Source organism: Streptomyces sp. NPDC059696 (assembly GCF_042733745.1).
GTDB lineage: Bacteria > Actinomycetota > Actinomycetes > Streptomycetales > Streptomycetaceae > Streptomyces.
Map to the genome: position 1 here is coordinate 362,518 of NZ_JBHWFG010000001.1, position 25,788 is coordinate 388,305.

Sequence of the window (25,788 nt, forward strand, 5' to 3'; positions counted from 1 at the left end):
TCAGTAGGCCGACTCGACCGTGCGCTCATCGGTGCGGACGAGGTAGTCGTCCGGGTTCAGGCCCATCGCTTCGCGCTTGGGCGACGACCAGTACAACGCGTTGCGTTCCGCGAACGTCTCCGGGCCCTCGTAGGCGATCAGCCAGAGGAACTGATTGCGCTCACGATCCACCCAGGCCCCTCCGATCATGAATCCCAACTCCATCCGCAGGGGGACGATTTCTTCCCGCCACCGCTGCACCCACTCGTCGAGCAGACCGTCCCGGACCGTGTACGTACGCAGTTGTGTGGTCTTCGGCATGGCAGACATCCTCTCCGACCGGCGAGGTCGGAGTACCCCCGGAACCCGAGAACTCCGGGGCCCTTCCACCAGTGTCGGGCCATGCGTGACTTCGTTCAGTCCACAGACGACGCGCTGCCGGGCAAGTGGAGATCACCAAGGAAGGGATTGTTCACGACCGGCTGTGCACCCACGCGTCACCATCGAGGAAGGGACCATTCCGGCAAGCGGCCTGCCGCGCTACCGAGACAACGATGCGGAAGTGGTCGAGACCTGAGGGACTCGATCCGGAAACGGGAGAATCGGTTTCGGTCACCTTCGTCCGGACGACGCATTCCTGCTTGACCGGCCCCCTGGCAACTCCGCGATCGTGCTCGTAAAGATCGTGGCGAAGAGTGAGTACGGGGTTGCGCATGGCTGTTTCCAGACCACAGACGCGTCAGTTCGAGGCGTTCATGACGAACCTGTCGTACGCCCGGCGCATGGTCGAGACGGGGCGGATGCTCACGCCTCTCCAGTCGCCCACGATCGGCATCGACGACTTCTACCGGGCAGCCTGGGTCCAGGCCGTCGCCGCCATCGATCACTGGCTGCACGAGGAGGTGCTGCGCCGGGTGGCCGAGCTGACGGTCAAGGACAGCCCCGAGATGCCGCCCCAGCTGCGGAGGTACGAACTGCCGCTGTACCGGGTCGAGGCGGTGCGGCGGGGTGAGGTAACGCTTTCCGAGGCCGTCGCGGAGCACCTGCGCGAAAAGCTCGCCGTACAGGCGCTCCAGCACCCTGGGAAGATCTCCGAGGTGCTCAGGCTCGTGACCGAGAAGAAGGTCTGGTACGAGGCGGCGGGATGCATCAACCAGCACTTCTTCCAGGGACGGACCACCTTCAACGAAAAGAAGCTGCGTAGCCGGTACCTGGAGATCACTCAGCGTCGTAACAAGATCGCACACGACGCCGACCTGATCGACGGTGATCTAGAGCAGCGCCGTCCGATCGACGAGGCCGAGGTCACGGACGCCATCGACTGGATCGAGCGGATCGCCCTGGCCATCGCCTACGTGCTCGACGACGAGGGGTGACAGACCAGGGCGCGAGGGAGGGCCCCAGGCGCCTCGTAGGCTGGCCCCATGACGGAACTGCCCTCCCGGCGTCTGCTGCTGGTGCACGCGCACCCGGACGACGAGTCGATCATCAACGGCGCGACCATGGCCAGGTATGCGGCCGAAGGTGCCCACGTCACGCTGGTCACCTGCACCCTCGGTGAGCGCGGCGAGGTCATCCCGCCCGAGCTGGCGCACCTCACGGGCGCCGCCCTGGGCCAGCACCGCCGCCGTGAGCTCACCGCCGCCCTGGCCGAGCTCGGCGTCCGGGACTTCCGCCTCCTGGGCGGCGCCGGACGCTACAGCGACTCCGGGATGATGGGGCTGCCCGACAACGACGACCCCGGCTGCTTCTGGCAGGCCGACGTCGACGAGGCCGCCGCGCACCTCGTCGAGGTGATCCGCGAGGTACGCCCCCAGGTCCTCGTCACCTACGACGACAACGGCGGCTACGGCCACCCGGACCACATCCAGGCCCACCGCGTCGCCATGCGCGCCGTGGAGCTGTCCGCCGACGCCGGCCTGCCGGTCCCCAAGGTCTACTGGAACCGGGTTCCCCGGCCGGTTCTGGAGGAGTCCTTCGCGCGGCTCCGTCAGGACTTGTCCGGCACGTCCTTCACCAAGGTCGCCGACATCGACGACGTCCCGGGAGTCGTGCCCGAGGAGCGCGTCACCACCGTGATCGACGGCACCGCGCACGCCGCCGCGAAGGCCGCCGCGATGCGCGCCCACGTCACGCAGATCACCGTCGACGGGCCGTACTTCGTGCTGTCCAACGAACTCGCCCAGCCGATCCTCACCACCGAGTACTACGAGCTGGTGCGCGGAGAGGCGGGCCCCGGCGAGCGGGAGACGGACCTGTTCGCAGGCGTCGGGGAGGCCTCGTGAACGACCGGACGCCGATGCTGGCCCAGCCGATGAGGCCGCCCACGGCCGGACGGGTCGGCGCCTGTCTCGGCTTCTTCGCGCTGGGCGCGGTGGCCGCCGTCGCCGGGGCCCTGGTGCAGCCCGGGTGGTTCCCGGCCGGGCTGCTGCTCGCCCTGGCCGGAGAGGCCGGGGCCGTCCTGGGCGGCTCACTCGTGCTCCGCGGCCGGGCCGGGAGCGTCGCGGCCGCCGCCGGCTGGATGCTCGCCGTCGTCCTGCTGACCGCCAGCCGTCCCGAGGGCGACTTCCTCTTCGCCGCGGGGAGCGGCTCCTATCTGTTCCTGCTCGGGGGCATCGCCGTGGCTGTGATCTGCGCCACCCTCGCCCCGGGGCGGCAACCGGACGGAGCTCCCGCCCGACTTGCCAAGTGACGTACCACTTCGCCAGGACGTGGCCGTGGGGGTCCGGTGTGGGTTTCCAAGGCGGTCACGGGATACGGGCGAGAAGTGGCCAGTATGGTGGTGCGCGCCGCCGAGCTGCCCGCGTGAGGTTGTGTCGGGCGGCGGAGCCAACCGGGAGAACCTGCCTTGAGTCGTGAAACTGACACTCCGTCCTCCGGGCCCAACGGGCGCGGCGGAGCCGCCTACCCGTCGGGTACGCCGCCGTACGGGACCCCGGCGGTCTCCGACGCCGGTGCGGACGCGGGCCGTTCCGCCACGCGGCCGGAGGAACGCAAGACCGAGACCACGCTGACGACCCGGATCCGGATCAACATCCCCGGGTCGCGGCCCATTCCGCCCGTGGTGGTGCGCAAGCCCGTCGCGGAGACGGAGAGCGCGGCCGACACCGACACGCGCGGTGAGACGTCGACGGCCCTGGGCACCACCCCGTCCCCGGCACCGGCCGAGCCTCCCGCCGAACCCGCGCAGCAGGGCGACGACAAGCCGGCCAGCGACTGGTTCGCGCCCCGCAAGTCGGGCGGCGGCAAGGGCGGTCCGGGCAGCGGCTCCACCAACGGTGCGGGAATGCCGGGCGGTTCGCGTCCGGGTACGGGCGGTCCCGCTGCCGCGGCGCCGGGTTCCGGTGCCGGTGCGTCCGGTGCGTCCGGTGCGTCCGGTGGGGCGCGGCCGGGTGCCGGCCGGCCCGGCGGCGTGGTCGGCTCCATGGGCGCGCCGGGCGGCTCGCGGTCCGGCGGCACCAGCGGTGCCGGGCTCCCGGGCGGCGCCACCGGCGGCCCCGTCGCGCCAGGACACGGCGGCGGCACCGGCTCCTTCGACGTCACCGAGGCCTTGGCGGCGGGCCCGCTGGGCAGCGGCTCCCGCCCCGCCCCGGGCGGCGCCGAACCGCGCCGCGACGACCTGCCGTACTTCTCCGAGAACCTCTCCGAGAACGGCCGCAACGGGCAGAACGGCCACACCGGGCAGAACGGGCAGGCTGGTTACGGTGGCCAGCCCGGCGGCCCGAGTACGGCCGACGGCTTCGGCACGCCCGGCGGCCCGAGTACGGCCGACGGCTTCGGCACGCCCGGCGGCCCCGGCTCACGGGGCCCGTCCGGCCCGACGGGCGGACCGGTCACCGGCGACGGCCCGATGGTGCCGCCGGCCGGCGGGCAGGGCTTCGACGAGCAGGGCGGTCCCGGCGGCTTCGGCAACGAGCCGGGTGGCCCGGGCGCCTTCAACGCCCCCGGCGGTCCGGGTGGCTTCGGTGACCCGACCGGGCCCGGCGCCCCGGAGGCCTTCAACGACCCCGGCCGCACCGGCGGGCCGGGAGGCCCCGGCGCGTTCAACGCCCCCGGCCGGCCGGGCGTACCCGGCGGCCCCGGAGCCATAGGCGGCGGCCCGGCCGGTCCGGGCGTCCCCGGCGTACCCGGCGGTCCCGGCGCCCCCGGCGGTCCCGCGGGCCCGGGCGCCCAGGGCGGCACCCCCGCCCCCGGCGGTGGCCTGAGCGACGACACCGCCGTCCTCACCCCGCAGAAGCCGGCCCCCGAACCGCCGGACGGCCAGGGCTACGGCCCCCGGCACGACAACGTCTCCGGGCACACCGTCACCAGCGGCATGCCCGTCGTGACGCCCGGCGCGGCCTCGCCGTTCGGCCCGGGCGCGCCCGCCGACGGCCCGGTGCCGCACGCCGCCCCGAAGCTGCCCGAGCCGGTCTCACCGCCCCCGGCGAGCTCCTCCAAGGCACCGAAGAAGAAGGGCCGCAGCAAGCTCGTGCTGCTCGCGGTCGGCGTGGTCGTGGCCGCCGGCGGCGTCTACGGCGCGGGTCTGCTGATGAACCGCACCGACGTGCCCAAGGGCACCACCGTCCTCGGCGTCGACATCGGCGGCACGACCCGCGACGGCGCCGTCAGGAAGCTCGACGAGGCCTTCGACGACCGTGCCGGCACGCCGCTGAAGCTGTCGGTGGGCGGCAAGACCGTCACGCTCGACCCGGACAAGGCGGGCCTGCAGTTCGACATGGACGCCACAGCCGACGCGGCGGCCAAGAGCGACTACAACCCGGTCTCCGTGATCGGCTCGCTGTTCGGCAACCACCGTGCCGTCACGCCGGTCATGCCCGTCGACGAGGAGAAGCTGCACGCCTCCCTGGAGCAGGCGTCGGGCGCCTCCGGCGCGTCGACCGACGGCACGATCGAGTTCAAGGGCGGCAAGGCCGTCCCCGTGTACGGCAAGGTCGGCAAGGGCGTCGACCTCGCCAAGGCGACCACCACGGTGGAACAGGCCTACCGCACCCAGGTGGAGACCGGCACGGCCACCACCGTGAACCTGCCGACGACCGCCCGCCGGCCGACGGTCTCCGACGCCGAGGTCGACCGGGTGCTGAAGGACTTCGCGCAGCCCGCGATGTCGGCCAAGGCCATCGTGCAGACCGACGCGGCGCACAGCATCCCGTTCGGCGCGCTGTCACTGCCGAAGATCCTCAGCTTCAAGGCCGTCGACGGCAAGCTCGTGGACACGTACAACCTCAAGGCCCTCCAGGAGGCGTACGGCACGACCTTCGAGGGCGTGAAGATCGAGGGCGCGAGCGGCAAGCGCGACGTCACGCCGCAGGACGTCGTCACGGCCCTGCGCAAGGCCCTGCGCGGCAAGACCCCCGCGGAGCGCGTCGGAGTCATCGACACCAAGCCGAACTGACCCCCGGCCGACCGCCGTACGAGAGCCCCTGCCCGACGTGGGCGGGGGCTCTCGTCGTCATCTCACCGGCATGACACCTGTCATGCGGCACTCCGGACACCCGGCACTGCCCCCGCGGACCGCCCCGAAGCCACGATGTCCGTATGACAACGACAGCCTCGGTGGTCGCGTTCGACCAGGTGAGCAAGGCATACGGCGGCGTCCGCGCGGTGGACGCGCTGACCCTGGACCTCCGGCCGGGGGAGACGGTGGCGCTGCTCGGGCCCAACGGCGCCGGCAAGTCCACCACCCTCGACCTCCTGCTCGGCCTCAAGAACCCCGACAGCGGCACGGTCAAGCTGTTCGGCACCTCCCCCCGGGAGGCCATCGTGGCCGGGCGTGTGGGCGCCATGCTGCAGAGCGGCGGCCTCATGGACGAGGTCACCGTCGCCGAGCTCGTACGGCTCGCCTGCGACCTGCACCCCAAGGCCCACCGGCCCTCCGAGGTGCTGTCCCGGGCGGGCATCACACAGCTCGCCGACCGCAAGGTCAACAAGCTCTCCGGCGGCCAGGCCCAGCGCGTCCGCTTCGCCCTCGCCACCGCCGGCGACAGCGACCTCGTCGTCCTGGACGAACCCACCACCGGCATGGACGTCACCACCCGCCAGGGCTTCTGGGCCACCATGCGCGAGCAGGCCGACCAGGGCCGGACCGTCCTCTTCGCCACCCACTACCTCGAAGAGGCCGACGCCGTCGCCGACCGGGTCCTCGTCCTGCACCGCGGCCGGCTCCTCGCCGACGGCACGGCCGCCGAGATCAAGGCCAAGGCGGGCGCCCGCCGGGTCTCCTTCGACCTGGAGGGCACCATCGACGAACCGGCCCTGCGCGCCTTGCCCTTCCTGACCGGCCTCGACATCTCCGGCCGGACCGTGCGCATCCAGTCCTCCGACGCCGACGCCACCGTCCACGCCCTGTACGGCCTCGGCGTCTTCCCGCGCAACCTCGAAGTCGCCGGACTCGGCCTGGAGCAGGCCTTCGTCGCCCTCACCACCGCCGAGGAGGCGAAGTCGAAGTGAACAGCCTCATCAAGCTGGAACTCACCCGCGCCCTGCGCAACCGCAAGTTCCTGTTCTTCTCCGTGATCTACCCGTCGGTGCTGTTCCTGATCATCGCGGGCAACGCCGACAGCACCACAAAGGTCCCCGGCAGCGACCTGACCCTGCCGACCTACATGATGGTCTCCATGGCGTCCTTCGGCGCCCTCACGGCCGTCCTCATGGGCAACAGCGAGCGCATCGCCAAGGAGCGCGAGGGCGGCTGGGTACGGCAACTGCGTCTGACCACGCTGCCCGGCCGCGGCTACGTCCTCGCCAAGACCGCGAGCGCCGCCGTCGTCAGCCTGCCGTCCATCGTCATCGTCTTCGCCGTCGCCGCGGCCGTGAAGGACGTCCGCCTGGACGCCTGGCAGTGGCTCGCCCTCACCGGCGCGATCTGGGCCGGCAGCCTCGTCTTCGCCGCGCTCGGCGTCGCCATCGGCTACCTGGCCACCGGGGACGCGGTCCGGCCGATCACGATGATCACCTACTTCGGCCTGTCCATGCTCGGCGGCCTGTGGATGCCCACGACGACCTTCCCCGACTGGCTCCAGGCCCTTACGAAGTGGCTGCCCACGCACGCGTACGCTGCCCTCGGGCAGGCCATCGAGCAGAGCCGTGCCCCGCACGTCCAGGACCTCGCCGTCCTCGTGGTGTCGTTCGTCCTGTTCGCGGGCGGCGCGGCCTGGCTGTACCGGAAGGACACCCTGAAGGCGTGAACGACGTCGGCGTCGGTATCGGACAGCGCCCGGTCAACCGCCGGCAGCGCGTGGTGAAGTCGCTGTGGACCGGCATCTGGCTGGTCTACCTGAGCGCCCCCGTCAGCGACCTGCTGCACGGCGGCCACAGCACCGGGGTGCGGATCCTCGGCTGGCTCGGTCTGGCCGCCTTCGTCACCTGGTACATGCTGCTGGTGTTCCGCACCGGCCGCGGTGAGCGCAACGGCCTGGTGCTCGGCTCGCTCGGGGTCCTCGCGGCCCAGTCCGCACTCCTCGCCCTCACCCTGGGCCGCGCGTGGCTGGTGCTGTTCGTGTACGTGTCGATCGCGTCCGGTGCGGCCCTGCCGCTGCGCATGGCCCGCTGGACGATCCCGGGCGCCTGCGCGCTGCTGACCGCCGTGGCGTTCGCCGTGCCGGACGGACGCTCCTACCTGGCGGGGCTGCTCATCCCCGCCCTGCTCGGCGGTTTCGCGATGACCGGGGTGCGCGAACTCGTCCGTACGACCATCGCGCTGCGCGAGGCCCGGGCCACCGTCGCCCAGCTCGCCGCCAACGAGGAGCGCCTGCGGCTGGCCAGGGATCTGCACGACCTGCTCGGCCACTCGCTGTCCCTGATCACGCTGAAGAGTGAGCTGGCCGGGCGGATGCTGCCCGGCCGGCCCGACGAGGCGGCCCAGCAGGTCGCCGACATCGAGCAGGTCAGCCGCCAGGCCCTCGTCGACGTACGGGAGGCCGTCACCGGCTACCGCCGCCCCCGCCTGCACGCCGAACTCGCCGGTGCCCGGGTCGCCCTGACCGCGGCCGGCGTCACCGCCGAACTGCCCGCGGAACCGGGCCTCGACGGTGTGCCCGAGGACAGCGAGTCCGCCCTGGCGTGGGCGCTGCGCGAGGCCGTCACCAACGTCGTACGGCACAGCGGCGCCCGCCGCTGCGCGGTCGAGCTGGTGCGCCGTCAGACCCTCGACGGGCCGGTGCTGGAACTCACCGTCGAGGACGACGGCTCGGGCGGCACGGGCACCGGCGACGGCAACGGCCTCGCGGGGCTGACCGAACGCCTCACCAGGACGGGCGGCACCTTGGAGGCGGGCCCGCTCCGGCGCGGGTTCCGCCTGGTCGCCCGCGTGCCCACGGCCGGACCGGCGCACGTAGGATCCCCCGCATGAGCCGCACGATCAAGGTCCTGCTCGCCGAGGACCAGTCGATGGTCCGCGAGGCCCTGGCCGCCCTGCTCGGCCTGGAGGAGGACATCGAGGTCGTCGCCCAGGTGGCCCGCGGCGACGAGGTCCTGCGGGCGGCCCGCGACCACGGCGTGGACGTGGCCCTCCTGGACATCGAGATGCCCGGCGCGACGGGCATAGAGGCCGCGGCCCGCCTGCACGCCGAACTCCCGGACGTGAAGCTGGTCATCCTCACCACCTTCGGCCGCCCCGGCTACCTGCGCAGCGCGATGGAGTCCGGCGCCGACGCCTTCCTGGTCAAGGACGCCCCCGCGGCCCAGCTCGCCGAGGCGATCCGCACGGTCCTCACCGGCGAACGCGTCATCGACCCGACCCTCGCGGCAGCGGCCCTGGCGGATGGCGCCAACCCGCTGACCGACCGCGAGCGAGAGGTCCTGCGCGCAGCCGCGGACGGCTCCACCAACGCCGAACTGGCAGCCGCCCTCCACCTCTCCCAGGGCACGGTCCGCAACTACCTCTCCACGGCGATCCAGAAACTGGCGGTGAGGAACAGGGCGGAGGCGGTCCGGGTAGCACGTGAAAAGGGCTGGTTGTAGAGCCTTCGGGGGCGCGGAGGTCGTGCACGGTCCGGTGCCTGAGCCGGGCTCGCGCCGTTCACCGCCTCGGCGCGCGCGAGGCCGGCAGGAGCGCGCCGCCGACGGCGAGCGCGCCCGCCGCCAGGACGCCGCCCCGGGAGCGCCAGGACATGACCGACCAGCACGACCGGGCGGACAGCAGCGAGCCGGCGCTCAGCCAGGAGCCGACCGAGGCGACGGAGCCGGCCGAGCCGATGGAACCGATGGAGAGCGCCGAGCCCACGGAGCCGATGGACAGCACGGAGCCCACCGAGCCGATCGAGAGGACGGAGTCCCGGGACCAGAGGGAGAGTGCGGCGGCCATGGTCCGATCGTAGACGCGATCCGTCGTCCCGGTAGGTGCACCTGCCGGGTGTCGGACAGCACGATCGCGTTCGGCCAGGGCGTGGCGCCCTTCCCGCAGGTCGGCCCGGGCCTCGATCCGGCGGCGGCAGGCGGGCCCGTCGGCCAGGTGCACGCTGTGCGGGAACGTGGAGTCCCGCCACCGGCTCACCCGCACACCGCTACGGCGGACGTACCGGCGACTCGCGGGTCGGGTGACTGCTGGAGATTGGGCCGGCTGCGCGCTTGCGGGCTCAGTTCAGCATCGCCCTGGCCGCGAAAGCCTCCCCCCGCACGCGCTCCGCGGCCCCCTCGTCCACCGCCGCGACGACCTCCGCATAGGCCTCCAACTCCAAGGCCCCACCGAGAAACTCCCCCCGCTGCACCAGCAACCGCGCCCGCTCGTACCGCAACCGCGCCGGATGCGCCGGCAGCAGCAACGACAACTCCACCGCCCACAACGCCACGTCCGACCGCTCGGGCCGGGCCGCCGCCCACGCCCGGACGTTGTTCAGGATCCGCAGCACCACGTCCAGCGGATCGGCCGGCCGCAGCATCGCCGGGTCGATCCCCGCCCCCGTCGCCCCGGCCACCAGCAACTCGGCGTCGGCCCCGCTGAGCACCCGCCCCCCGTCGAACGGATCCGCCAGCACCTGCCCCTCCTCGGGCCCGAACCCGACCACGAAGTGCCCCGGCAGGGCCACCCCGTACACCGGTGCCCCCGCCCGCCTGGCCACCTCCATCCACACCACGGACAGCAGGATCGGCAGCCCCCTGCGCCGCCCCAGCACCTGGTGCAGCAGCGAGGACTCCAGCCGCTGGTAGTCGCCCGGGGCGCCGTGGAAGCCCATCCGCTCACCGAGCAGCTCCCGCAGGGCGACCGCCCACGCCCGCGGCCCGGCGGGCCGGAACGGCAGCAGCCCGGCCAGCCGGTCCAGCTCGACCTGCGCGGCGTCCAGGCCCTCCTCGTCCAGCTCCCGGTCCGCCTCCGCCCCCACCAGCAGGCACAGCGCCGACAGATCGGGCCGTTCGGAGCGGGCCTCCTCGGCGAACCGCCGCCGCAGCTCGGCGGAGCGTTCCGGGGACGGGGGGTACGGGGGACGCATGACTGGCTCGTGCCCTCTCAGGACGATCGGTTACCGGCCGCTGCGGGTGCCGTCGGCATCCGGCTCCCGGTAGTGGTGGTAGGCGTGGTGCGCGGCGAAGCCCATCCCGGCGTACAGCGCCCGCGCTCCGGCGTTGTCGGCCTCGACCTGGAGCCATGCCGCCGACGCGCCCTCGTCCAGCGCCCGGCGGGCCAGCGCGGCCATCACGGCCGTCGCGAGACCCTGCCGCCGCAGCGCCGGATCGACCTCGACGGCGGCGAACCCGGCCCACCGCCCGTCGACGACACACCGCCCGATGGCAGCGGGAGCCGCATCCGGGGTCCGACCGGGCACGGTCGCGAACCACACGGAGGGCCCGCTCTCCAGCACGCGCAGCGCCACCTCGCTCACGCCCTTGCGCTGGTACCGGGCCAGCCATCCCTCACCGGCCTCCCGGGACAGCACGACGTCGTCCGGACCGGCCGGACCGTCCGGACCGGCCGGACCGTCCGGACCGGCCGGACCGGCCGGGTCGGCGATCGGCGCGAGCGGCCCGACCCACAGCTCGGCCGTCACCTCCCGCACCCAGCCCCGCCGCTCCAGCTCCGCGCAGAGCAGCTCCTGCGTCCCCTCGGCACCGGTCGCGGTCTGGACGTAGGCGGGCAGCCCGCGCTCGGCGTACCAGGCGCGTACGGCCGCGAGGGCCTCGTCGAGCGGCACGCCCGGCTCGCCCAGCGGCAGCACCGAGTTGGCCCGCCGGGTGAATCCCGACGCGGCCCGCAGTTCCCACGCGCCCAGCCGTGCGCTCTCCACGGGCCGCCAGGCCCGCGCGGCGACGCGGCCCAGCTCCTCGTAGGAGGCGGCCGGACCGCGGCGACGCGCCGGTGCGGGCGGCACGGTCTTGCCCGCGACCAGCGCGGATTCCGCGATACGGACGCTCTCGCCGCTCTTACGTGTGATGAGCAGCACACCGTTGTCCCATGATGTGAGAACACCGACCGTGTCGGTGAACTTCTCACCCGGAGCCCCATGTTCGATCAAGCTCCGTACGGAGACCCGTTTGCCCACGTCAGCAGCGGTGATACGGACCTCGAGTCGCCCGGCGGCAGAGATTTCCACAGGTCAGTTCACCCCTCCTGTTCGGATCATGCCCAGGAACGGAGATACTAGGGGCGGGCATCGACGACGCCGCGCTCCCGCGCGCCAGGCGGCGGAGCCTGAGGAGGCCCGCCAGCGCCCTATCGAGGAGGAACGACAGCGTGACCTACGTCATCGCGCAGCCTTGTGTCGACGTCAAGGACAAGGCGTGCATCGAGGAGTGCCCGGTCGACTGCATCTACGAGGGCCAGCGGTCCTTGTACATCCACCCGGACGAATGCGTCGACTGTGGTGCCTGTGAGCCGGTCTGCCCGGTCGAGGCGATCTTCTACGAGGACGACACTCCCGAGGAGTGGAAGGACTACTACAAGGCGAACGTCGAGTTCTTCGACGAGCTCGGTTCGCCCGGCGGAGCCAGCAAGCTGGGGCTGATCGAGCGCGACCACCCCTTCGTCGCCGCGCTGCCGCCGCAGAACCAGTAAGAGCGGCCCGCACTCCGTGCCGCCTCGGTCCCGTACGGCCCGATCAGCCCGCTGATCGCCGTACGGGGCCGAGGCGTTTGCCGTCACCGGCTCGTACGTACCAGAAAGTGAGCCAGAACCCGTGTCCGCAGTCTCCGACCGCTTGCCCACCTTCCCCTGGGACAAGCTGACCCCGTACAAGGCCACGGCAGCCGCCCACCCGGACGGCATCGTCGACCTGTCCGTCGGCACCCCCGTCGACCCGGTGCCCGAGCTGATCCAGAAGGCACTGGTGGCCGCCGCCGACTCGCCGGGCTACCCGACCGTCTGGGGCACGCCCGAGCTGCGCGACGCGATCACCGGCTGGTTGGAGCGCCGCCTCGGTGCCCGGGACGTCACGCACCACCACGTGCTGCCGGTCGTCGGCTCCAAGGAACTCGTCGCCTGGCTCCCGACCCAGCTGGGCCTCGGCCCCGGCGACCGGGTGGCCTTCCCGCGCCTGGCCTACCCGACGTACGAGGTCGGCGCACGGCTGGCCCGCGCCGCGTACGAGGCCTACGACGACCCGACGGAGCTGGACCCCGAGGGCCTGAAGCTGCTCTGGCTGAACTCCCCGTCGAACCCCACGGGCCAGGTCCTCGCCAAGGAGGAGCTGACCCGGATCGTCGCCTGGGCCCGCGCGCACGGAATCCTGCTCGTGTCCGACGAGTGCTACCTGGAGCTGGGCTGGGAGGCCGACCCGGTCTCGGTGCTGCACCCGGACGTCAACGGCGGCTCGTACGACGGCATCGTCGCCGTCCACTCCCTCTCCAAGCGCTCGAACCTCGCGGGCTACCGCGCGGCCTTCCTGGCCGGTGACCCGGCGGTCCTCGGCCCGCTCCTGGAGATCCGCAAGCACGGCGGCATGATGGTGTCGGCCCCGACGCAGGCGGCGATGATCGCGGCCCTCGGCGACGACGGCCACGTGCGCGTCCAGCGCGAGCGCTACGCCTCCCGCCGCGAGCTGCTGCGCGAGGCCCTGGTCACCCACGGCTTCCGCATCGAGCACAGCGAGGCCAGCCTCTACCTGTGGGCCACCCGGGGCGAGTCCTGCTGGGACACGGTCGACCACCTCGCCAAGCGCGGCATCCTCGTGGCTCCCGGCGACTTCTACGGCCCGGCGGGCGCGCAGTTCGTGCGCGTGGCGCTGACGGCGACGGACGAGAGGGTGGCGGCGGCCGTACAGCGGCTGTGACCGCTCCGCCGAGCACGGCAAAGGGGTCCGGGGAAACTCCCCGGACCCCTTCTGCGTCAGTGAACGCCGCCGTGTCAGCCGACCGGCAGGCTCTTCACCGGCAGCGAGTCCGCGGACGGCACGCCGCCCTTGGTCAGGGAGTCCGTCGGCAGACCGCCCTTGGCCGAACCGGCCGTCTCGCCGACGAGCCGACCGGCGGAGCCGGCCGCGTCACCGGCCGCCTTCTGCGCGACGGGCGTGGTCTTCTTGACGGCCTTGCCGCTGGTCTTGCCCGCGGCCGGCACCGCCTTCTCGACGGTCTTGCCGCCGGTCTCGCCGGCGGACTCGGTGACCTTCTGCGCCGCGCCGTCGACGGTGTTGCCGACGTTCGCCCCGTCCAGGGCGGTCAGGCCACCGAGGTTGGGCGTGGCGGGCAGCTCGGGGGCCGCGCTGGCGGAGCCGGCCGCACCGACCCCGGCAGCCGCTCCCGCAGCGACGATCAGCGCGGCACGGGCGATACGGCGGGTCAGGGGGAGGGACATGGTGCTCCTTCGACGGGAGTGAACGGTGAGCTTCCTGAAGTGTCCGACCGGGTCCGGCAGTTGATCGACCGGCTGTCGATCTCCCCGGCTCGGACGCAGTGACTACCGCTCGAAGCCCGCGAAGGTTGCGGCACCGCAACGTAAAGAGTTGGCAATGCGTCGCATTATCGGCTGCGGATAAAAACGGTCAAAGAGGCGTTCGCCGGAAACCCCGCCGAATCCTTCCCGCCCTGTGTTCCCAAGGGATTTCCCCGCCTCCCGGGTGAGAGTGCGAAAACCTGCGCACACGCCGTCGCCGGACCGCACGGCTAATCCCCACGGGTGAGCCACCGCACCCCTGCGCGATCCAGGGGACAGCTGATGGATCTCCACGGCCGCGCGGAGACCGACCAGACGGCCCCTAACCCATCGTGACGATGCGGACGGCGGCCGCGTCCCGCTCCGCGCCCGCGGCGGCCTTCGGCGCGCCGTCCCGCCACTGGCTGGCGGTGTTGCCGGCGACCCACTCGCGCCCCGCGTAGGTGACGCGCGCGATGTGCAGCTCCGAGGCGTTGGCCACGGCCCAGTGCGCCAGCTGCCAGCCGCGCCGGTCCGGGCTCCGCCCGGCCGCCGCCCCGGTGCCGGAGGTCACCGGCAGCGTCACGGTGTGCCCACCGGTCCCGTCCGCGGCGCTCGGGGACGCCGTGGGCGCGGCCGTGGGCGCACCGCCCACCTCGGCCCCGGCCGGCTCCAGCACGTCGCGCCCGAAGTCCCGCACGAGCGCGGCCCGCACCCCGTCCGGGCCCGAGGCCCGGGTCGCGGCCGGGCGGCCCTCACAGGTCAGCGTGGCCGCCGACTGCCCGGTCAGAGCCGCGGCCAGCAGCGCGGCGTCCGGCTCGTGCTTGGCGTAGGCCTGCGGGAAGCCGCTGCGCTGCACGCGCTGCGCGGCGACGGTGAGCGGCAGCCGGGTGTAGCCGGGCACCTTGACCAGATGGTCGTAGAACTCACCGGCCGAGTACGTCGGGTCCATGATCTCCTTCGGCGTTCCCCAGCCCTGCGAGGGCCGCTGCTGGAACAGGCCGAGGGAATCCCGGTCGCCGTGCCTGATGTTGCGCAGGGCCGACTCCTGCAGGGCGGTCGCCAGTGCGATGGTCACGGCCCGCTCGGGCAGCCCGCGCGCGGTCCCGACCGCTGTGATCGTCGCCGCGTTCACCGCCTGCTCGGGCGTGAACTCGTACGACGCCCCGTCGCCCTTGCCGGAGACGACCTTGCAGCCCGGTCCGCCCGAGCCCCCGGTGATGTACTGCACGACGACGTAACCGGCGACCGCGAGCAGGGCCACGAGAGCGGCTCCGCATCGGAAGAGGCGGCCACGACGCTGGGGAGAGGACGACTCTGGCACGCCGTACAAGGTACTGGAGAGTACGGAGTGGTATGAGCCGGGTGGGAAGAGTGAGGGCACGGCCTGGCGCGTTAGGGTCGACGGCATGGCCGACACCTCGCTTGACCTCACGCTGGACGTCGCGCAGCTCACCGCCCGGCTCGTCGACTTCCGCTCCGAGAGCGGCACCGAGGAGCCCCTCGCGGACGCGATCGAGACCGCGCTGCGCGCGCTGCCCCACCTGACGGTCGAGCGGTACGGCAACAACGTGGTGGCCCGCACGAACCTCGGCCGCTCGGAGCGGGTGATCCTGGCCGGCCACATCGACACGGTCCCGATCGCGGACAACGTGCCTTCCCGGCTCGACGAGGACGGCGTCCTGTGGGGCTGCGGCACCTGCGACATGAAGTCCGGCGTCGCCGTCCAACTGCGCATCGCGGCCACCGTCCCCGCCCCCAACCGGGACCTGACCTTCGTCTTCTACGACAACGAGGAGGTCGCCGCGGAGCTGAACGGCCTCAAGCACGTCTCCGAGGCGCACCCCGAGTGGCTGGAGGGCGACTTCGCGGTGCTCCTGGAGCCGTCGGACGGTCAGGTCGAGGGCGGCTGCCAGGGCACGCTGCGGGTGCTGCTGAAGACCACGGGCGAGCGGGCCCACTCGGCGCGCGGCTGGATGGGCTCCAACGCGATCCACGCCGCCGCCCCGATCCTCGCCCGCCTGGCCTCCTACGAACCCCGCCGGCCGGTCATCGACGGCCTGGAGTACCGCGAGGGCCTCAACGCCGTGGGGATCAGCGGGGGAGTGGCCGGCAACGTCATCCCCGACGCGTGCGTCGTCACCGTCAACTTCCGCTACGCCCCCGACCGCACGCCCGAGGGGGCGATCGCCCACGTCCGTGAGGTCTTCGCGGACTGCGGTGTGGAGGAGTTCGAGGTCGTCGACCACAGCGGCGCGGCGATGCCCGGACTGTCCCACCCGGCGGCCGAGGCGTTCATCGAGGCGGTCGGCGGCACCCCGATGCCGAAGTACGGCTGGACGGACGTCTCGCGCTTCTCCGCGCTCGGCGTCCCCGCGGTCAACTACGGCCCCGGCAACCCCCACTTGGCGCACAAGCGGGACGAGCGCGTGGAGGTCTCCAAGATCCTCGCGGGCGAGGAGCGCCTGCGGAACTGGCTGACCGCCTGAGCCCGCCGCCCCTCCCGCGGGTTTACGCCGCTGGATCGCGGACATGCTCACGTCCCTCGTTCGTAACCCGCGTAGATCTACGCTGAGGTGGAAAGACAGGCACGACGGAGGGAGCGCACATGGCGACCGGCAACCCCGAGGGGAAGAAGCAGCCGCCGGACGAGAAGCGCCTGGGCCCGGTCCTCCAGAGGCGGGACCAGGTGCAGGCCAGCACCACCGACCAGAGGCTGCTGGACGAGCGGGCCCCCTCCGACTGGGTTCACACCGACCCCTGGCGCGTGCTGCGCATCCAGTCGGAGTTCATCGAGGGCTTCGGCACGCTCGCCGAGCTCCCACCCGCGATCAGCGTCTTCGGCTCGGCCCGCACGCCCGCGGACTCGCCCGAGTACGAAGCGGGCGTCCGGCTGGGGCAGGGCCTGGTCGACGCGGGCTTCGCCGTCATCACGGGCGGCGGCCCGGGCGCGATGGAGGCGGCCAACAAGGGCGCCCTGGAGGCGAAGGGCATCTCGGTCGGCCTCGGCATCGAGCTGCCGTTCGAGCAGGGCCTGAACCCGTACGTCGACATCGGGCTCAACTTCCGCTACTTCTTCGTCCGGAAGATGATGTTCGTCAAGTACGCCCAGGGCTTCGTCGTCCTGCCCGGCGGCCTCGGCACCCTCGACGAGCTCTTCGAGGCCCTCACCCTCGTCCAGACCCAGAAGGTCACCAGGTTCCCGATCGTCCTCTTCGGCACCGAGTACTGGGGCGGCCTGGTCGACTGGCTCCGCGACACGGTCATCGCCCAGGGCAAGGCGGCGGAGAAGGACCTGCTGCTGTTCCACGTGACGGACGACGTGGACGAGGCGGTGGCACTGGTGTCGAAGGAGGCGGGCAGGTAGGGGGCTTGCGAGCCCGGCCGCCTGTCCGACCGTGTCGGGGCGGGCGAGCCGGGCTGCCCGCCCGGCCGCGTCGGGCGGTCGTTGGGCACAGGGTCCGGGGGCCCAGGGGGCGGAGTTCCCTGGACCCGGGCTAGGCCAGCCCGCGCCGGGCGACGCGAGGAGCCCGCTGTCCCGCGATCGCCGAGACCATCTCCAGCACCTGCCGTGTCTCCGCGACCTCGTGCACCCGGTACACCCGCGCCCCCAGCCACGCGGACACCGCCGTCGTCGCCAGCGTCCCGACGACCCGCTCCTTCACGGGCCGGTCCAGCGTCTCCCCGACGAAGTCCTTGTTCGACAGCGACACCAGCACCGGCCACCCCGTGGCGACCATCTCGTCCAGCCGCCGCGTCGCCTCCAGGCTGTGCCGCGTGTTCTTCCCGAAGTCGTGCCCCGGGTCGATCATGATCGACTCCCGCGGCACGCCCAGCGCGAGCGCCCGCTCGGCCAGTCCGACCGTCACGTCCAGGATGTCCGCCATGACGTCGTCGTACTCGACGCGGTGCGGTCGCGTCCGCGGCTCCGCCCCGCCCGCGTGCGTGCACACCAGCCCCACCCGGTACCGCGCGGCGACCTCCGCGAGCCCCGGATCGACCCCGCCCCACGCGTCGTTCAGCAGGTCGGCCCCGGCCTCGCACACGGCTGCGCCGACCTCGGCACGCCAGGTGTCCACGCTGATGACCACGTCCGGGAACCGCCGCCGCACCTCCGCTACGAACCCGACCGTCCGCCGGGCCTCCTCCTCGGCCGTGACCTCCTCGCCCGGCCCGGCCTTCACCCCGCCGATGTCGATGATCGCGGCACCCTCGGCCACCGCCCGCTCCACCCGCGCGAGGGCCGGCTCGTCGCGGAAGGTGGCGCCCCGGTCGTAGAAGGAGTCCGGGGTGCGGTTCACGATCGCCATGATCACCGGCTCGTGCGTCCCGAATTCCCGCTTGCCCAGCCTGAGCATCCCCTGTGACCTTTCCTGGTACGACCCGTCTTCCGCCGCCTGCGACCCTAACCGGCGTGCTCGCATGGCACGATCGGAGCCTGACAACATCCGACTCGGAGGACGTGCGCAGCGTCCGATCCGTCCGCCGTGGGGGCCCCGCGATGGTTATGTTCCTGTTCCTGGTCGTCGCGCTCGCCGTCGTGGTCGCCGCGGTGACACTCGCCGTGGTGGGCGGCGGCGAGAACGCCCCGCTGCCCGAGGCGGCCCCCGAGCGGCTGCGCGATCCGCTGCCCCCGGACCGGCCGGTCGACCGCGCGGACATCGAGGGACTCCGCTTCCCGCTCGCCGCCCGCGGCTACCGCATGGCCGACGTGGACGACGCCCTGAGCCGCCTGGGCGCCGAGCTCGCCGAGCGTGACGCCCGCATCGCCGACCTGGAGTCCGCCCTGGCCGGTGCCCGGTCGGCCGCCGGCCACGGGCCGGTGCACCCGGCCGCGGCCGGGGAGAACCACGTCTCCATGGACAAGCCGCGGCGGGAGGACCAGCCGTGAGCGACGGTGCCCCCCTGGCCGGCCCGGACGGCGCGCTGCGCTGCCCCTGGGCCCTGTCCGCCCCCGAGTACGTCGCCTACCACGACGAGGAGTGGGGCCGCCCCGTCCGCGGCGACGACGCGCTGTTCGAGCGGCTCAGCCTGGAGGCGTTCCAGTCCGGTCTGTCGTGGATCACCATCCTGCGCCGCCGCCCCGGCTTCCGCACCGCCTTCGCCGACTTCAAGATCGCCGCGGTGGCCGCCTTCACCGACGAGGACCGCGAGCGCCTCCTGGCCGACGCGGGCATCATCCGCAACCGCGCCAAGATCGACGCGACCCTCGCCAACGCGCGTGCGCTGACCGAATGGACCCCGGGCGAGCTGGACGAACTGATCTGGTCCCACGCCCCCGACCCGGCCGGCCGCCCGGCCCCGAAGACCCTGTCCGACGTCCCGCCGGTCACCCCGGAGTCGACGGCCCTGTCCAAGGCCCTGAAGAAGCGGGGCCTCCGCTTCGTCGGCCCGACCACGGCGTACGCCCTGATGCAGGCCTGCGGCCTGGTGGACGACCACTTGGAGGCCTGCACGGCGCGGGGAGCCGCGCGGTCCACCCCGTAGGACCCGCAGCCCCCGACGGCGCCGAACCCCCGGGCTCAGCGGCCCAGGTACTTCGGCTTCTCCTTGTTGACGAAGGCCTGCACCGCGATCGCGTGGTCCTCGGAGGAGCCGGCCCGGGTCTGGAGCTCGTCCTCCTTCTCCAGGGCCTCCTCCAGCGTGTGCGTCAGCCCGTACGCCACGGACTCCTTCAGCGCCGCGTACGCCACCGTCGGCCCCGCGGCCAGCGCCCGCGCCACCTTCTCGGCCTCCGCGCGCAGCTCACCGGCCGGCACCAGCCGGTTGGCGATGCCCAGCTCGTACGCCTCCTGGGCGCTGATGCTCCGCGGGAAGAGCAGCAGGTCGGTGGCGCGGCCCGGGCCGATCACCCGCGGCAGCGTCCAGGAGATCCCCGAGTCGGCGGTCAGCGCCACACCGGCGAACGAGGTGTTGAACGCCGCCGTGTCCGCCACGATCCGGTAGTCCGCGGCGAGCGCGAAGCCGAAGCCCGCCCCGGCCGCGACGCCGTTCACCGCGGCGACGACCGGCTTCGCCGCCCCCGCCAGTGCCCGCACGATCGGGTTGTAGTGGTCCCGTACGGTGCTCATGGTCTGCCCCGAGCCGGTCTCCCGGTCCTGGACCAGCAGCCCGATGTGCTCCTTGAGGTCCTGCCCGACACAGAACGCCCGGTCCCCGGCGGCGGTCAGCAGCACCGCCCGCACGGCGTCGTCGCCCGCCGCCGACTCGACCGCCTCCCGCAGGGCGACCTTGGTCTCCACGTTCAGCGCGTTCATCGCCTCCGGGCGGTTCAGCGTGATCGTCGCGAGTCCGTCGCTCACCTCGTAGAGCACGGTGTCGGCCATGGCGTATCCCCTCCGGTCGCGGAACGGGGGCGTACCGGCCGGTACGCCCCGGGTCTGCAGGACAGCATGACGGAGATCGCGGACGAGGAACCGGACCGGACGTGTGACCTGCGTCAAACAATTCTCGTCCGAATCGGTTCGGCGGACGTGTGTGCGGTGGCGGAGTATCGCAGCCTCATCGCCGAATTGAGTGGTTTTGCTCGCGTGCGTTGCCCAAGCGATGCCGACTGATGTTGGTCATCGGGTCCTGAGATGCGGGATAATGGCTGGGAAGCAATGTGTTCGATGCCGGTGTCGCGTGTCCTGCCACAAGGGCCGCACGTGTGCCCTTCTCAGGGGCCGTCGGCTTTGACGATGAGCTGGGTTTCAGGAAGGGGAACGAGCATGGCGGCCATGAAGCCGCGAACGGGTGATGGCCCGCTCGAGGTGACCAAGGAGGGGCGGGGCATCGTCATGCGCGTTCCGCTCGAAGGCGGCGGTCGGCTCGTCGTCGAGCTGACCCCTGACGAGGCCGACGCGCTCGGCGACGCCCTCAAGAAGGTCGTCGGCTGACGCGCAAGCGACCATACCCTTTCAGTTGCCCCGGCATCACCTGTGGTGCCGGGGCGGCTGTTTTCCCACCGCTGACACCCGCCTGCCCCGGTTCCCGCTCCGCAGACCTGCGACCGGGCTAGCGTTTCACCGCGCACAGCAGCCCGTCGCCCACCGGCAGCAGGGACGGCACCAGCTCCTGGCTCTCGCGCACCGCGCGCAGCAGCTCCCGCAGCCGCAGCACCTCCGTGGGCTGGGGACCGGAGTCCACCGTCCGCCCGTTGGCGAAGGCGCCCTCGAAGACGACCAGCCCGCCGGTGCGCAGCAGACGCAACGATTCAGCGAGGTAGTCCATGACCTCCAGACGGTCACCGTCGCAGAAGACCAGGTCGTAGCCGGCGTCCGCGAGGCGGGGCAGCACGTCCAGGGCCCGGCCCGGGATGAAGCGGGCCCGGTTGCTGGCGAACCCGGCGGCACGGAAGGCCTGCCGGGCGAACTGCTGGTGCTCCGGCTCGGGGTCCACGGTCGTCAGGACACCGTCCGGCCGCATGCCGTGCAGGAGGTGGATCCCGGAGACACCGCAGCCCGTCCCGATCTCCGCGACGGCCTTCGCGTCCACCGACGCGGCCAGCAACCGCAGCGCGGCGCCCGTGCCGGGCGTCACCGAGCGCAACCCTGCCTCGCGGGCCCGGTCCCGGGCCCATTGCAGCGTTTCGTCCTCGGCGACATAGGCGTCGGCGAACGCCCAGCTCGTCTGCCGGTTGCCGGTAATGACCCTCTCCTGTCCCCGTGAATGCCTGGGCGTGACTGTATCCGTTGGGCACGGGAACCCGCAGATGGGACCGGTCGTTTAAAGGGATGAGCAAGTGGCGCGGGTCGTGACGGGGGGCAGGCAGTGGATCGGGACGCCGAGCAAGTGCCGACGCAGCAGTACGAGGCGTATCAGCCCAGATCAAATTCTCGTAAAACCACTTATCCGGTCCTAACGGGCGAGGTGGCTATGGTAGGGGCTCCACTGGACACCACCAGAGCTGACAGGGGAGGTGCGGCTGCGCCTGTGGATCGCGCAGGAGTGCTCCGGCGCTTCCTCGGACCCGCGGGCAGGCCGACATCTGTGAACGACACCGCTGCTGACCACAGTCACGCCGCTGACTTCGCCCAGACCGCGACCTTCACCACCGACGCGGACGGGCAGGCGTGGACTCCGCCCACGTGGGAGGAGATCGTCAGCACGCACAGCGGCCGGGTCTACCGGCTCGCCTACCGTCTGACCGGCAACCAGCACGACGCGGAGGACCTCACGCAGGAGGTCTTCGTCCGCGTCTTCCGCTCCCTGTCGACCTACACGCCGGGCACCTTCGAGGGCTGGCTGCACCGCATCACCACGAACCTGTTCCTGGACATGGTCCGCCGCAAGCAGCGCATCCGCTTCGACGCGCTCGGTGAGGACGCGGCCGAGCGCCTGCCGAGCAAGGAGCCCACGCCGCAGCAGGTCTTCAACGACGCGCACTTCGACGCGGACGTCCAGCAGGCCCTCGACACCCTCGCCCCCGAGTTCCGCGCCGCGGTCGTCCTGTGCGACATCGAAGGCCTGTCCTACGAGGAGATCGCCGCGACCCTCGGCGTCAAGCTCGGCACGGTCCGCTCCCGGATCCACCGCGGCCGCTCCCAGCTGCGCAAGGCTCTCGCGCACCGCTCGCCGGAGGCGCGCGCCGAGCGCCGCTCCTTCGTGCCCCGTGTTCCCGCCCTGGGAGGAGGGGGCGCGAGCGCGTGAGCGGATCTCGGCCGAAAGCCTCCGAGGGTCACCTCGCAGAGCAGCATCTGGGAGACCGACTCTCCGCCCTGGTGGACGGAGAGCTCGGTCATGACGCGCGCGAGCGCGTACTGGCGCACGTGGCCACCTGCCCGAAGTGCAAGGCGGAGGTGGACGCCCAGCGCCGGCTGAAGAACGTCTTCGCCGAGGCGGCCCCGCCGCCCCCCTCCGAGAGTTTCCTGGCCCGCCTGCAGGGACTACCCGCGGGCGGCGGCCCGGACGGTGATGCCACGCCGCCGGGCGGAGGAGGCCTGCCCGCCGGGCTGTCCGGACGGTTCGGCTCGTCCGGGGCCTTCGGAGTGAAGCGTGGCGAGCGGTTCGACTTCGGGTACGCCCCCTCCCGGTCGCACCTGCCCGTCCTGCCCGCGTCCCCGGGAAGCCGGAACCTTGCCTCCGACGCCGCCGGCAGCCCGCTGACCGGCCACCGGGGCCTGCCCTCCGAGAAGGGCTTCCGTATCCACGACGCCGGCCGGCCCGACAGCGACCGGTCCTCCTCGCGGCTGCGGTTCGCGTTCGTGGCCGCCGGCGCGGTGTCCCTGGCGGCGATCGCCCTGGGCGGTGTCACGGGCAGCATCCCGACCGACGCGGAGGCCCGCGGAGGCCAGGGCGCGGGGAGCAACGTGACACCGACGCGCCCCCAGGGCACCGGCGCCGTGACGGCACCCGAGTCCCAGCGCCGCCGGACGGCGCCGCTGCTCGGCCAGGTGCACGGCGAGAGCCTGCTCGGCCGTACCCCGGTCGCCCCGACCGAGGTCTCGGCCCCGCTGCTGCCCGGGGTACCGTCCGCCGCCCGGCACCACGCGATGCACGCGCTGACCGCCCCGGTGGTCGCCGGTGCCGCCGTCATGTCCCCGTTGATACGCCCGCTGGAGGCGGCCACTCCGGCCGCCCTGACCTCGTGGTCCACGGTCCCCGAGATCACGGCTCCCCTGCTCGCCGTGCCCCTCGCGGACCCGACCTCGGCCCCCTCTTCGCCCACCTCCCCGCGTACGGCTCACTGACCGGCCTCTGCGCACCGACCCGCGAACCTGATTGAATCCGGGGGTTGTCGCCCGCGGCCCAGGTGTGGCCGGGCGCCGGTTCGAGGAACTGCGGCCATCGCGACGAGCCGTGCCGCGGCTGTGGGGAGAGCATGAACGAGGGGAAGCCCACGAAAGCGAAGTGGTGGAGCCGTCCGCGCCCGCAGGAGCACACGGCGGAGCCGCAGGGAGCGGACCCGCGCGTGGGGAAGGGCCAGGGCGTGGCAGAGGACCAGGCCGTGACGGAGGGCTCCGCCGCAGCGGGCCAGGGTGCTGAGCGGCTGCGCGCGGGGGAGCCTGCGCGGCTGGACCGGACCGGCGGCTCCGACGCCGACTTCGAGCTGCCGCGCCCCGCGCCCCCGTCCGGCGGCGACAGCGACGGCGACTACGAGCTGAGGCATCCCGAGGCGGTTCCGACCGTGGCCGAGAGCGACTCCGCCGAGCCGGCGCACGGTGTGGCGGGGACGGATGACGTCGTGGTCGGGGGTGCTGGCGAGGCTGTTGCTCCGGTTTCCGCCGAGTCGGCGCATGGTGTGGCGGGGACGGATGACGTCGTGGTCGGGGGTGCTGGTGAGGCTGTTGCTCCGGTTTCCGCCGAGTCGGCGCACGGTGTGGCGGGGACGGATGACGTCCTGACTGGGGGCGCTGCCCAGGGCCTTGCCTCGGTGCCCGCTGCCCGGTCATCAGAGCAGGGCCTGCCCGTTGCCGCCGCAGCGCCCGCCGCGCCGTCGGAAGAAGCGCCCAAGCCGCTGCACGACCCCGACCCGTACAGCACCCCGCCCTACGGCGAGCCAGGCCCCTGGGCGCCCGCGCCGCCCGTCCAGCATCCGGCGACCTCGGCGACCCCGGCGCAGGGAGTGGCGATGCCGGGGCAAGCGGCCGTGCCGTCGGCGCAGGGCACTCCGCCGACCCCGGTGCCCGGGGCCCCGGCCCCCGCAGTGCACCCGACCGCCGCTCACGGACCTGCCGAGCCACCACCCCCCGCCACCCCCGCACCCGCCCCGGCCGCACCGCCCTACGCCGACGCCCCGGCAACCGCACCGGCCTCCGGCCCCTGGCAGCGCTACGACCCCTGGGCGGCCCCCACCGTCGCCCAGGGGCAGGGGCCCCTCCAGCAGAACGGCGCCGCCATGCTCAGCACGGAGCAGCGGCGCAGCCGGGGGAGGCGATCGCTGGTGCTCGGTGCCGTCCTGCTCGCGGTCGTCTCCGGGGGCATCGGCGGTGCCGTCGGGACGTACCTGGAGCGCAACGGCGGCGTCGGGACCGTCGAGCTGCCACAGGCCGGGAAGGAGTCCACCGCCCGGAACGCCGACAGTGTGGCCGGGATCGCCGGGCGGGCCCTGCCCAGTGTGGTCACCCTGCATGTCAGCGGCGCCGACGAGCAGGGCACGGGCACCGGCTTCGTGCTCGACACCCGCGGGCACATCCTCACCAACAACCACGTCGTGCAGCCCGCCGGCTCGGGCGGCGAGATCACCGTCACCTTCAACGGAGGGCAGACCGCCAAGGCCGAGGTCATCGGCCGGGACAGCGGCTACGACCTGGCCGTCGTGAAGGTGAAGGGCGTCAGCGGGCTCACCCCGCTGCCCCTCGGCAACTCGGACAACGTGCAGGTCGGCGACCCCGTCGTGGCCATCGGCGCCCCCTTCGACCTGGCCGGCACCGTCACCTCGGGCATCATCAGCGCCAAGGAGCGGCCCATCACGGCCGGCGGCGAGAAGGGCGACGGCAGCGACGTGTCGTACGTCGACGCGCTGCAGACCGACGCGCCCATCAACCCGGGCAACTCCGGCGGGCCCCTGCTCGACGCCCGGGCCCGGGTCATCGGCATCAACTCGGCCATCCGCTCGGCGGAGAGCGGCGGCTCCGGGCCGGACAGCGGCCGGGCCGGTTCGATAGGCCTCGGCTTCGCCATACCGATCAACCAGGGCAAACGCGTCGCCGAGGAGCTGATCAACACCGGGAAGGCGACCCACCCGGTCATCGGCATCACGCTGGACATGGACTACACGGGCGACGGTGCCCGCGTCGCCGCCGAGGGCAGCGAGGGCGGCGCGCCGGTCACCGCCGGCGGCCCGGGCGCCAAGGCCGGGATCAAGGCGGGTGACGTCATCAGGGAGGTCGACGGCCTGCGCGTGCACTCCGGTGAGGAACTGATCGTCAAGACCCGGGCGCACCGCCCCGGCGACCGTCTGGAGCTGACCGTCGAGCGTGGCGGCAAGGAGCGGAAGGTCTCGCTCGTCCTCGGATCCTCCGGTGGCTGAGACATGAGGGCCGTGACGCGCGGATTCGCCCCAAGGGGTCCCAACGGCCCCACAGGGGACCGGCAAGGCAGACAATCGG

28 protein-coding genes are annotated in these 25,788 nt (G+C 72.9%); 19 read left to right on the top strand and 9 right to left on the bottom strand.

Annotated elements, in window-relative coordinates; translation table 11 throughout:
• Complete coding sequence (locus ACFV20_RS01640) at window positions 1-300, bottom strand: NIPSNAP family protein (protein ID WP_385651137.1); 300 nt, start codon at window positions 298-300, stop codon at window positions 1-3.
• Window positions 301-692: 392 nt separating this feature from the next.
• On the opposite strand from ACFV20_RS01640, the gene ACFV20_RS01645 reads away from it, so the two are divergent.
• From ACFV20_RS01645 to ACFV20_RS01680, 8 genes are all read left to right on the top strand, one after another.
• Entirely contained in the window at window positions 693-1,355 is a 663-nt protein-coding gene (locus ACFV20_RS01645) for a hypothetical protein (protein ID WP_385651140.1), read from the top strand.
• Window positions 1,356-1,403: 48 nt separating this feature from the next.
• On the top strand, window positions 1,404-2,264 hold the full coding sequence (mshB, locus tag ACFV20_RS01650) for an N-acetyl-1-D-myo-inositol-2-amino-2-deoxy-alpha-D-glucopyranoside deacetylase (protein ID WP_385651143.1): 861 nt from the start codon (window positions 1,404-1,406) through the stop codon (window positions 2,262-2,264).
• Complete coding sequence (locus ACFV20_RS01655; RefSeq protein WP_385651146.1) at window positions 2,261-2,671, top strand: DUF6113 family protein; 411 nt, start codon at window positions 2,261-2,263, stop codon at window positions 2,669-2,671. The genes mshB and ACFV20_RS01655 overlap by 4 nt, the downstream gene beginning before the upstream one ends.
• Before the next feature lie 156 nt (window positions 2,672-2,827).
• Entirely contained in the window at window positions 2,828-5,374 is a 2,547-nt protein-coding gene (locus tag ACFV20_RS01660) for a hypothetical protein (protein WP_385651149.1), read from the top strand.
• Between the two features lie 143 nt (window positions 5,375-5,517).
• On the top strand, window positions 5,518-6,429 hold the full coding sequence (locus tag ACFV20_RS01665) for an ABC transporter ATP-binding protein (protein WP_385651152.1): 912 nt from the start codon (window positions 5,518-5,520) through the stop codon (window positions 6,427-6,429).
• The gene (locus ACFV20_RS01670; RefSeq protein ID WP_385651154.1) at window positions 6,426-7,166 is read left to right on the top strand and encodes an ABC transporter permease; all 741 of its coding nucleotides are present in this window, start codon (window positions 6,426-6,428) and stop codon (window positions 7,164-7,166) included. Before ACFV20_RS01665 ends, ACFV20_RS01670 begins: the two co-directional genes overlap by 4 nt.
• Window positions 7,163-8,329: a sensor histidine kinase gene (locus ACFV20_RS01675; RefSeq protein ID WP_385651157.1), complete on the top strand. Its 1,167-nt coding sequence runs from the start codon at window positions 7,163-7,165 to the stop codon at window positions 8,327-8,329. The genes ACFV20_RS01670 and ACFV20_RS01675 overlap by 4 nt, the downstream gene beginning before the upstream one ends.
• Window positions 8,326-8,940 (top strand): response regulator, encoded by a 615-nt coding sequence (locus tag ACFV20_RS01680; protein ID WP_385651160.1) that lies wholly within the window; start codon window positions 8,326-8,328, stop codon window positions 8,938-8,940. The genes ACFV20_RS01675 and ACFV20_RS01680 overlap by 4 nt, the downstream gene beginning before the upstream one ends.
• Window positions 8,941-8,998: 58 nt before the next feature.
• Here ACFV20_RS01680 and ACFV20_RS01685 read toward each other — a convergent pair whose 3' ends face one another.
• From ACFV20_RS01685 to ACFV20_RS01695, 3 genes are all read right to left on the bottom strand, one after another.
• Window positions 8,999-9,283 (bottom strand): hypothetical protein, encoded by a 285-nt coding sequence (locus ACFV20_RS01685; protein ID WP_385651163.1) that lies wholly within the window; start codon window positions 9,281-9,283, stop codon window positions 8,999-9,001.
• Window positions 9,284-9,554: 271 nt separating this feature from the next.
• Window positions 9,555-10,406, bottom strand: coding sequence for a tetratricopeptide repeat protein (locus tag ACFV20_RS01690; protein ID WP_385651165.1), 852 nt, complete (start codon window positions 10,404-10,406; stop codon window positions 9,555-9,557).
• A gap of 30 nt (window positions 10,407-10,436) precedes the next feature.
• Window positions 10,437-11,504, bottom strand: a complete 1,068-nt coding sequence (locus ACFV20_RS01695) for a GNAT family N-acetyltransferase (RefSeq protein ID WP_385651168.1) — start codon at window positions 11,502-11,504, stop codon at window positions 10,437-10,439.
• Between the two features lie 140 nt (window positions 11,505-11,644).
• Between ACFV20_RS01695 and fdxA the strand changes: the two genes are divergently transcribed.
• Together fdxA and ACFV20_RS01705 are read left to right on the top strand one after the other, a co-directional pair.
• Window positions 11,645-11,965, top strand: a complete 321-nt coding sequence (gene fdxA, locus ACFV20_RS01700; RefSeq protein WP_003973842.1) for a ferredoxin — start codon at window positions 11,645-11,647, stop codon at window positions 11,963-11,965.
• Between the two features lie 121 nt (window positions 11,966-12,086).
• A complete protein-coding gene (locus ACFV20_RS01705; RefSeq protein WP_385651170.1) occupies window positions 12,087-13,178 on the top strand; it encodes a bifunctional succinyldiaminopimelate transaminase/glutamate-prephenate aminotransferase in 1,092 nt (363 codons plus the stop codon).
• Window positions 13,179-13,252: 74 nt separating this feature from the next.
• Here the strand turns inward: ACFV20_RS01705 and ACFV20_RS01710 are convergent, their stop codons facing one another.
• Together ACFV20_RS01710 and ACFV20_RS01715 are read right to left on the bottom strand one after the other, a co-directional pair.
• A complete protein-coding gene (locus tag ACFV20_RS01710; protein WP_385651173.1) occupies window positions 13,253-13,699 on the bottom strand; it encodes an ATP-binding protein in 447 nt (148 codons plus the stop codon).
• Between the two features lie 400 nt (window positions 13,700-14,099).
• Window positions 14,100-15,020, bottom strand: a complete 921-nt coding sequence (locus tag ACFV20_RS01715; protein ID WP_385651176.1) for a heavy metal transporter — start codon at window positions 15,018-15,020, stop codon at window positions 14,100-14,102.
• A 145-nt stretch (window positions 15,021-15,165) separates the two neighbouring features.
• Between ACFV20_RS01715 and dapE the strand changes: the two genes are divergently transcribed.
• Window positions 15,166-16,245: a succinyl-diaminopimelate desuccinylase gene (dapE, locus tag ACFV20_RS01720; RefSeq protein ID WP_385651179.1), complete on the top strand. Its 1,080-nt coding sequence runs from the start codon at window positions 15,166-15,168 to the stop codon at window positions 16,243-16,245.
• Window positions 16,246-16,364: 119 nt separating this feature from the next.
• On the top strand, window positions 16,365-17,123 hold the full coding sequence (locus tag ACFV20_RS01725) for a TIGR00730 family Rossman fold protein (protein ID WP_385651182.1): 759 nt from the start codon (window positions 16,365-16,367) through the stop codon (window positions 17,121-17,123).
• A 130-nt stretch (window positions 17,124-17,253) separates the two neighbouring features.
• On the opposite strand, the gene folP is transcribed toward ACFV20_RS01725, so the two are convergent.
• On the bottom strand, window positions 17,254-18,114 hold the full coding sequence (folP, locus tag ACFV20_RS01730) for a dihydropteroate synthase (RefSeq protein WP_385651185.1): 861 nt from the start codon (window positions 18,112-18,114) through the stop codon (window positions 17,254-17,256).
• Between the two features lie 143 nt (window positions 18,115-18,257).
• Here folP and ACFV20_RS01735 point away from each other — a divergent pair, with 143 nt between their 5' ends.
• Window positions 18,258-18,647 carry a DivIVA domain-containing protein gene (locus tag ACFV20_RS01735; RefSeq protein WP_385651188.1) on the top strand — a complete coding sequence of 130 codons (390 nt, stop codon included), beginning with the start codon at window positions 18,258-18,260 and terminating at the stop codon, window positions 18,645-18,647.
• Entirely contained in the window at window positions 18,644-19,243 is a 600-nt protein-coding gene (locus tag ACFV20_RS01740; protein WP_385651191.1) for a DNA-3-methyladenine glycosylase I, read from the top strand. Before ACFV20_RS01735 ends, ACFV20_RS01740 begins: the two co-directional genes overlap by 4 nt.
• 35 nt (window positions 19,244-19,278) lie before the next feature.
• On the opposite strand, the gene ACFV20_RS01745 is transcribed toward ACFV20_RS01740, so the two are convergent.
• Window positions 19,279-20,082, bottom strand: coding sequence for an enoyl-CoA hydratase/isomerase family protein (locus ACFV20_RS01745; RefSeq protein ID WP_385651194.1), 804 nt, complete (start codon window positions 20,080-20,082; stop codon window positions 19,279-19,281).
• Between the two features lie 66 nt (window positions 20,083-20,148).
• Here ACFV20_RS01745 and ACFV20_RS01750 point away from each other — a divergent pair, with 66 nt between their 5' ends.
• Window positions 20,149-20,313 (top strand): hypothetical protein, encoded by a 165-nt coding sequence (locus ACFV20_RS01750; protein ID WP_385651196.1) that lies wholly within the window; start codon window positions 20,149-20,151, stop codon window positions 20,311-20,313.
• A 153-nt stretch (window positions 20,314-20,466) separates the two neighbouring features.
• Window positions 20,467-20,634 carry a DUF3117 domain-containing protein gene (locus ACFV20_RS01755; protein ID WP_003966491.1) on the top strand — a complete coding sequence of 56 codons (168 nt, stop codon included), beginning with the start codon at window positions 20,467-20,469 and terminating at the stop codon, window positions 20,632-20,634.
• Between the two features lie 118 nt (window positions 20,635-20,752).
• Here ACFV20_RS01755 and ACFV20_RS01760 read toward each other — a convergent pair whose 3' ends face one another.
• The gene (locus ACFV20_RS01760) at window positions 20,753-21,451 is read right to left on the bottom strand and encodes an O-methyltransferase (protein WP_366712180.1); all 699 of its coding nucleotides are present in this window, start codon (window positions 21,449-21,451) and stop codon (window positions 20,753-20,755) included.
• Between the two features lie 162 nt (window positions 21,452-21,613).
• Here ACFV20_RS01760 and sigE point away from each other — a divergent pair, with 162 nt between their 5' ends.
• The 3 genes from sigE (at window position 21,614) to ACFV20_RS01775 (ending at window position 25,709) form a co-directional block, all read left to right on the top strand.
• Window positions 21,614-22,387 (top strand): RNA polymerase sigma factor SigE, encoded by a 774-nt coding sequence (gene sigE / locus ACFV20_RS01765; RefSeq protein WP_385651199.1) that lies wholly within the window; start codon window positions 21,614-21,616, stop codon window positions 22,385-22,387.
• The gene (locus ACFV20_RS01770; protein WP_385651202.1) at window positions 22,384-23,427 is read left to right on the top strand and encodes a zf-HC2 domain-containing protein; all 1,044 of its coding nucleotides are present in this window, start codon (window positions 22,384-22,386) and stop codon (window positions 23,425-23,427) included. Before sigE ends, ACFV20_RS01770 begins: the two co-directional genes overlap by 4 nt.
• Before the next feature lie 131 nt (window positions 23,428-23,558).
• A complete protein-coding gene (locus tag ACFV20_RS01775) occupies window positions 23,559-25,709 on the top strand; it encodes a trypsin-like peptidase domain-containing protein (protein WP_385651205.1) in 2,151 nt (716 codons plus the stop codon).
• The last annotated feature ends 79 nt before the right edge of the window (window positions 25,710-25,788 follow it).